The organism is Cupriavidus sp. HMR-1 (assembly GCF_000319775.1).
Classification (GTDB): Bacteria; Pseudomonadota; Gammaproteobacteria; order Burkholderiales; family Burkholderiaceae; genus Cupriavidus; species Cupriavidus metallidurans.
On the sequence record NZ_ANKP01000264.1, the window covers coordinates 1 to 6,928 of the forward strand.

The following is a 6,928-nucleotide window of genomic DNA, read 5'->3' on the forward strand; positions in this document are numbered from 1 at the left end:
CTGGTCTCCAGCTTTTCTTGGCGGATGACACCTTCAATGGCCACGCCCGCCTGGCGCTCATTGAGCACAAAGGGCTGCGCATGGAAGATGCCCCACCGGTCTTTTACATGGGAGTAGATTCCAATGGAAGGTGTGTTGCGCCGAGGATCAAGCCGGGCTTGCCACACCCGTTTGGTGGTCTCCATGGTCATCATGTCAGAAGATGCCAAATCGGACCGCCCCCAGGTGGCGGCAATCGGGTGTCGCTGCATGAATTCCAGCACAGCCTGGCAGGCCTGGCTCAGACGCCGTTCGTCCCGCGCCCAGCGCATGGCCTGGCGAATGCTGGTGGCAGACAATTGCGGAATCATGCGCGCGCATTCGACCGCAGTCAGACTGGTGCCGTGGGCCATGATGCCGGCATAGACCATCAGCAGCTCGTCGGTAGAGCGCGGCTCACGTCCGAGCATGATCCAGCTAAAGCGCACCTGGGCGTCAACGGCCAGAATCACTTCCGGCAATTGAACCTCACCGATGCGGTGATCCAAAGCCGCGCGCAGCTTGGTCACTTCTGGGTCTTCGTCCTCTGCGGGCAATGGCGACAAATGGAGTTCATCATCCACGCGCAGTACGCCACTGCGGGCTGCAGCGGCCACCGCATCGACACCGGCAGTTACTCTGGCCAGCAAAGGCTTCAAGAAAGTGGCAGCCTTGCTGGGTAACGATAGACGGGCATAGTGTTTCTTGGACTCTGCCTGCCAACGCTCGTCCGTGAAGAACAAGCGCGCACGACCCCGAAAGCTCAGGCTGTGCTCAATCCAGACCGAGCCATTGCGCACCGCGCGGCGCAGGGCAAACAGGGTGGCCACCTCCAACGCCTGAAACGCCCGTTCCCGGTCTGGGCTGGAGATCGAAACCTGCCAGATCATTCCCAGACTTGGTGCCACCACTTCAACTGGCAGCTTTCTGGATCCTTTGAGATATAAAGCTTGCAGCTTGGCAAGGTACTCGATGGCAGGATGCTCGCCGGTGGCCTGCCAGGGCAGCTTTGCAATGGCGACGAGCAACGACCGCACGGGGCGAATTCCATCAATCAATCCCTCGCGGACCAGGGAGGCCCTGCTCGGTGGTTTGCGTTTCTGGGTTTCGGTGATCAAGGCTTCAAGACGGGCACGCAACTCAGCATCTGGCACCGCACCTTGCGCGCTCAAGGCAACAAGTTCGCCGAGCAGCGTTTTGTACATTGCGGCCCAATTGACGGTAGCGGGGACATCGGCGGCAGCCTGACGCCACAGATCGGCGATCCGGCGCTGCACCATAAGGATCAACTGGTCTGTGGTGGTGAACAGGCAATACCGAAGAAAGCATGCGACCTCCACGGTGCGCGCTGGCTCTTTGATCTTGGCTCCGGCTGAGGGCGGCCTGGAGACAAGTCGGCGCGCGTAGCGGCGCAAGATGAGATCGGGGATGTCTGCCAGGTGCTTATGAACGTCCAGCGTGTAAAGCAGGTCGATGCGCTCCAGTACCTCGCTGATTTGGCGGGTTGAGTGTTTCGCCGGTGCAGCCCATAGCCAACTCTGCTGGGTTTGTCCATCTGGGCGCAGCTCTGAAACTGAGGCTCGCCAGCGATCAAGTGTTGCTGGATCAACGCTGGCGGCGATGGCGGTGCCTGTTTCAACTTCAAGCTGGGCAAGTGCCGCCGCAATCAGTGTCCGAATTGCCCGCTCGTGCACGATCACCAGCTTGTTCTTGTACAGCCATTGACGCGCCCGCACGAGTAGCTGATCGCGGTCGGCGCAGCGCGCCACTTCGTCGCGCAGTTCACGTACCAGTGAGCGGCGCTGGTGCTCGCTCATCCACTGGAATCCAAGGACCGTGCAGGCTACTTGTTGGTGATCGAATAGCGTGCGCCCGCGTTCATACATGGCTCTCAGCGAGGCGACTTCTGGTGCTGCAATGCCAAGCTCGTTGCCAAGGTGGCGCCACAAGGCTACTGGAATTACCCGAAAGGCACCGAGCAAACGCCCACTCATGCGCAGGAAACCAATATGGAGCGCCAGACCAAGCTTGTGGGAATCACCTCGGCGTGCATTGATTGCGTCGCGCTCGGCACCATCGAAGGTGAAAAATGCCTTCATCTCGAAGTCGCTGATATCGCGGGGGAGCCCACGCATCCCCAAAAACGTTGTGTGCCAACCCTGCATCGTGAACCTCAAAAGTGGGAGGCCACCATACCCGTTTACAAAGCGAACAGGAAAGTCAATGAAATCAACGATCTACCAACACCACCTCCGCGCCAGTGCTAGCTTTTCGTACCGTCACTTATTGCACTGAAAACGAGGAGACCCCAAAGATCCGAGTTGGGGCACGGTGAGAGGTGAACCTGTCAGGCCCATGACCACGGTGAGGGGGGCATTGATCTCCCGGACGAGCGCTTCGATGGTCTTGGGGTCGGAAGCCCCCGGCACAAAGAGGCAATCCGCACCCGCCTCTCGGTACGCATTGCATCGCTCGACGGCCTCTGCAAAAACATTGCTCGCACCAGTCAGGTAGACATCGGATCGGGCCGTCAGAACAAAAGGAACTCCCGACGCGTCCGCGGCGCGTCTTGCTGCCCGAACGCGCGCGACAGCGTGCTCTCTGTCGAACAGGGCTTGCGCAGGATTGCCGCTGTAGTCCTCGATGTTCGCGCCCACCACACCAGCACGAATCGCAGCCGCGATGGTTTCTCCAACCTCTTCAGGGCTCGCACCGTAGCCCGACTGGAGATCGGCGGAGACAGGAAGTGGACTTGCCGCAGCAATGGACCCCACGCGATCCAGCATGGTCTCCCTGCTCACAGCAGCTTCTTGATCAGGGAATCCCAGCGAGAAAGCCACGCCTGCACTCGTAGTGGCGATAGCGGGAAAGCCGCAGGACGCGAGCATCAGCGCACTACCAACGTCCCAAGCGTTGGGCATCAGAAAGATGGCCTCGGCAGTGTGCAATTGCTGGAACCGTAGACCCCGTTGGATTTGGCTCATTATGGCCATCCTAGTCGCCGAAGTTGGTGGCGGGTACTTCAGTCGGTATCGTGCGTATGGGCAATCTCGCCCAGACACCGCATCAACTTGTCGTAAAGCGTGCGCCCTGTTGTCGGGGGAGGTATGCCACACACCCATGTACTTCCTGCCGTTTTTGCGATTTGGTAGAGCGCCTCACTTTTCGACCATAACCAGCGCATGCACAGATTCGTCGGTGTCGAAAAACGGCTCACGTTGCTTGCGTGGTTGCTTTAGGCAGCGCGTTCGAATCTCCTCGGGACGATTCAAGACAGGTTTACCGGGCAAACGCTCCGCAACTCCTATGTGGCCGTGTCAACCGCGCGTTGTTCCGGATCTGTTCACCTACTCGCCAAAACGGAGTAGATAGCTACCCCCAGATTCTGAGAGTGAAGTGGTGCAAGGCGATGTCTTCAACAAAGACGATTTGTACGAGGCATTAAGCAAGCACAGAGTGGGAATAGCGATCAATTCCAACGATCCTTCAACCCCGTCACCCGGTTGAACACCACTTTCCCGCCCACCCCGTGGTCCGCACGGTCGGCCACGAAGTAGCCGTGGCGCTCAAACTGGAATTTCTGGTCTGGCTTCGCTGCAGCCAGTGAAGGCTCCACAACCGCCGTCACCACCTTCAGGCTGTCGGGGTTCAGCGCGTCCAGGAAGTTCTTGCCGCCCGCGTCGGGTTGCGGGTCGGTGAACAGGCGGTCGTACAGGCGCACTTCGGCGCTCACCCCGTCGGCGTTGCCCACCCAGGTGATGGCGGCTTTGGCCTTGACGCTGTCGGCGCCGGGGGTGCCGCTCTTGGTGCCGGGGATGACCTTGGCGTGCACTTCGGTCACTTTGCCTTCGGCGTCTTTGGCGCAACCCGTGCATTCGATGACGTAGCCGCCTTTGAGGCGCACCACGTTGCCTGGGAACAGGCGCTTGTAGCCCTTGGGCGGCACTTCTTCAAAGTCTTCGCGTTCGATCCACACGTCCTTGCCGATCTTGAAGACGCGGTCAGGCGGCGGCGTCTGGCCTTCGGCAATGGTGCTGTGGGGCAGGGCGGGCTGGGTGCAGTCTTCGGTGTAGCCGTCAGAGCCGAACACTTCGGCCCAGTTGGTGAGCACCAGCTTGACGGGGTCAAGCACGGCCATGCCGCGGTGGGCCTTGTTTTCCAGGTCTTCGCGCAGGCAGCCGTCGAGCGTGCTGTAGTCGATCCACGAATCGCTCTTGGTCACGCCGATGCGTTCGGCAAACAGCTGGATGGCCTCGGGCGTGTAGCCGCGGCGGCGCAGGCCGACGATGGTGGGCATGCGCGGATCGTCCCAGCCGCTGACTTTCTTCTCCTGAACCAGCTGCGCCAGCTTGCGCTTGCTGGTGATGACGTAGGTGAGGTTAAGGCGCGCAAATTCGTACTGCCGCGGCGGCGGGGCCTTGAGCAGGCCGCCTTCGATCAAACGCTCCATCAGCCAGTCGTAGAAGGGGCGCTGGTCTTCAAATTCCAGCGTGGCTATGGAGTGGGTGATCTGCTCCAGCGCGTCCTCGATGGGGTGCGCGAAGGTGTACATGGGGTAGATGCACCAGGCGTCGCCCGTGTTGTGGTGCGTGGCGCGGCGGATGCGGTAGATCGCCGGGTCGCGCATGTTGATGTTGGGCGACTGCATGCTGATCTTGGCGCGCAGCACGGCGGCGCCGTCGGCGAGCTTGCCGTCGCGCATCTCGCGGAAGCGGGCCAGGTTCTCGTCGGGCGTGCGGGTGCGGAAGGGGCTGTCCACGCCGGGCTTGCCGAAGTCGCCGCGGTTGACGCGCATCTCTTCGGCGGTCTGTTCGTCCACATAGGCGTGGCCGGCGGTGATCAGGTATTCGGCCGCGCGGTACATGAAGTCGAAGTAGTTCGACGCGTAGTACAGGTGCTGTTCCGTCTTGCCGTTGAAGCTGTTCTGCCAGTTGAAGCCCAGCCACTGCACCGCGTCGAGGATGGAGTCCACGTACTCCTTCTCTTCCTTCTCGGGGTTGGTGTCGTCAAAGCGCATGTGGCAGACGCCGCCGTAGTCGCGCGCCAGGCCGAAGTTCAGGCAGATGCTCTTGGCGTGGCCCACGTGCAGGTAGCCGTTGGGCTCGGGCGGGAAGCGGGTACGGATCTTGGCCGGGTCGGGCTGGCCGGCGTCGTGAAAGGCCGCATCACCCGGGCCGCCGCCCCACTGGCGGGTGGCGTAGGTGCCCGTCTCGAGGTCTTTCTCGATGATCTGGCGCAGGAAGTTTGACTTCCTATGCTCCAGGCCCTCAATTTCTGCGGGAGCCGGGTAATGCCGAGAGCTGCTGGACGAAAGTGGCGGGGGGAGCATGCAGTCATTCTAAGGAGAGACGAAAGCTCCAAGATAATCAAGGTCTAACCCACAACAGGTGTCACGCACTTGAACCAAAGCACTCCCTTGCCGAACGCCTCAATGCTGAACCAGCTTCTGAGGTTCGCTCCCACGGCGCGCATGTTTTTCTCGGGCAATCTCTGTACCCTGACGCAGGGGGCCGAGGCTGATGGACTCAAGCAGGGGACGATGCACCTGCTCAGTCGCGGCGAGCTGCAATTGACGCGTAAAGGTTTTGTGCCGTTGATCGTGCGGGCACCCAGCGTGCTGTTGCTTCCCCGCGCGTTGGAGCACTGGGTCCAGGGCTCAGGACCGCAGGAGGTGGACCTGATGTGCGCCACCCTCAGCGAGTTGGCGCCGCCGCTGGACTTGATCTTGCCCGACATCACGGTGATTGACTTGGCCGCCACGCCTTCGCTGCAGCGGCCGGTGGAGCTGCTGTTCGAGGAGGCCGAGGCGCGTGCTTTCGGCTACCGGACCGCGATCGATCGCCTGCTGCAATACACCTTCGTGGTGCTGGTGCGCCACCTGATCGACCGGCAACTGCTGTCCGGTGGTGTGCTGGAGGCCATGGTCGACAACCGTCTGAGCGTGGTGCTGTCCATGCTGCACGAGTCGCCGGAACACGACTGGACGCTCGACAGCATGGCGGAGCTGGCGCACCTGTCCCGCTCTGCCTTTGCCCTGCGCTTTGTCCAGATGGTGGGCATGCCGCCGCTGACTTACCTGACCCACTGGCGCATGGCGGTGGCCCGCAACCTGCTCGCGCAGGGGCAGGCGGTGAAGGCGGTGGCTGCCCAGGTGGGCTACGGCAATGCCACCGCGTTCGCGCGGGCGTTTCAGCGCGCGACCCGGCAATCGCCCAGCGCCTGGCAGATGGACCATCTGGGCCAGTCGTAGACCCACTTCGCCCCGGTTCTGGACGATTGGTGGCGTGAAGCGGACGCCGGATGCCGTTGTGCTCTGTCGAAAGACCCCGATTTCAGGTTCAATGCCTTGAGGCAGAACCTTGAAGGAGATCACGATGAACCCGAGCGAAAAAGCAGTGCTGGCCGGCGGTTGCTTCTGGGGCATGCAGGACCTGGTCCGCAAGCTGCCTGGCGTGTTGCGCACCCGTGTGGGCTACAGCGGCGGCGATGTGCCCAACGCCACCTACCGCAACCACGGCACCCACGCCGAGGCGTTGGAGGTGGAGTTCGACCCCACGCAGACGAGCTTTCGCGACCTGCTGGAGTTCTTCTTCCAGATCCACGATCCGAGCACCCCGGGGCGCCAGGGCAATGACCGCGGCAGCTCCTACCGTTCGGCCATCTTCTACACCTCGGACGAGCAGCTGGCCACGGCGCAGCAAACCATTGCCGATGTGAATGCCTCGGGTTTGTGGCCGGGCAAGGTGGTCACCGAGCTCGCGCCCGCGGGGCCGTTCTGGGAGGCCGAGCCCGAGCATCAGGACTACCTGGTCAAGCACCCCAACGGCTACACCTGTCACTACCCCCGCGCGGGCTGGAAGCTGCCGCGCCGCGAGATCGGCTGACGGTCAACGCTCAAGAACGGTGGGGG

General features: G+C 61.9%; 5 protein-coding genes. 2 read left to right on the forward strand and 3 right to left on the reverse strand.

Annotated elements, in window-relative coordinates; genetic code table 11:
* From D769_RS28930 to D769_RS28940, 3 genes are all read right to left on the reverse strand, one after another.
* Positions 1–2,183, reverse strand: a 2,183-nt coding sequence (locus D769_RS28930) for a Tn3-like element IS1071 family transposase (RefSeq protein ID WP_040011339.1), incomplete at its 3' end; no start/stop codon positions are given.
* Between the two features lie 114 nt (positions 2,184–2,297).
* Complete coding sequence (locus D769_RS28935; RefSeq protein ID WP_079385910.1) at positions 2,298–3,002, reverse strand: isocitrate lyase/phosphoenolpyruvate mutase family protein; 705 nt, start codon at positions 3,000–3,002, stop codon at positions 2,298–2,300.
* A gap of 485 nt (positions 3,003–3,487) precedes the next feature.
* Positions 3,488–5,347, reverse strand: coding sequence for a glutamine--tRNA ligase/YqeY domain fusion protein (locus tag D769_RS28940; RefSeq protein WP_008652075.1), 1,860 nt, complete (start codon positions 5,345–5,347; stop codon positions 3,488–3,490).
* Positions 5,348–5,449: 102 nt separating this feature from the next.
* Here D769_RS28940 and D769_RS28945 point away from each other — a divergent pair, with 102 nt between their 5' ends.
* Both D769_RS28945 and msrA read left to right on the forward strand, forming a co-directional pair.
* Positions 5,450–6,268, forward strand: coding sequence for an AraC family transcriptional regulator (locus tag D769_RS28945; protein WP_008652076.1), 819 nt, complete (start codon positions 5,450–5,452; stop codon positions 6,266–6,268).
* 124 nt (positions 6,269–6,392) lie between these two features.
* Entirely contained in the window at positions 6,393–6,902 is a 510-nt protein-coding gene (gene msrA, locus D769_RS28950) for a peptide-methionine (S)-S-oxide reductase MsrA (RefSeq protein WP_008652077.1), read from the forward strand.
* Positions 6,903–6,928 lie beyond the last annotated feature (26 nt).